At 62.5% G+C, this 606-nt stretch carries 1 protein-coding gene; it reads right to left on the reverse strand.

Going from position 1 to position 606, the window contains the following annotated elements:
* Positions 1-606, reverse strand: a 606-nt coding sequence (locus TH5_RS25190) for a tetratricopeptide repeat protein (RefSeq protein WP_341866644.1), incomplete at both ends; no start/stop codon positions are given.

Consider the following 606-nt stretch of genomic DNA (forward strand, 5'->3'; position numbering starts at 1 on the left):
GGCCGGGGCCGAGTTGGCGAGCGCGATCCAGCGGTCGACAGCGGCGGCGACATTGCCGTTCTGCGCATCGGCAAGACCCAGGAAATACTGGATACGCGGGTCCGTGCTGCCGGATTTTGCGGCTTCTTCGAGGGCACCGCGTGCGATTGTGTTGACCTGCCCATTGTTGGTGCGGATGACGCTTTCGGCATACATCGCGAGATAATCACCATCGCGACCGGATTGCTTGACCGCTTCAAGATAGGCGGTCTGGGCTTCTTCGGGGCGACCAAGGGCCATCAGGCTGGCGCCGAGAAGTTCCCAGCCTTTGAGATCCTCGGGATTTTCAAGCAGGCGGTTTGACAGGTCCTGTACCGCGCGGTTAAGGGCCGCATTGCGGTTGGTGTCATTGTCGCTGGCCTGACGGGCGGCCATGATTTCGTCCGTACGGCTGGTGATGGGCCGGTCGCGAAGGTCGGGACGGCCAAGGTCCAGATAAAGACCGATGCCGCCAGCAAACAGAAGCAGGGTAAAGATCGCAACTGCGGGGCGCAGGCGCGACACGCGGTTTGCCGCCTCGCCGGATTGGTGGCGTTTGGCGATCCGCTGATCGGTGGCAAGGATGCG

This window comes from Thalassospira xianhensis MCCC 1A02616 (genome assembly GCF_003326475.1).
In the GTDB taxonomy this organism is placed as follows: domain Bacteria; phylum Pseudomonadota; class Alphaproteobacteria; order Rhodospirillales; family Thalassospiraceae; genus Thalassospira; species Thalassospira xianhensis.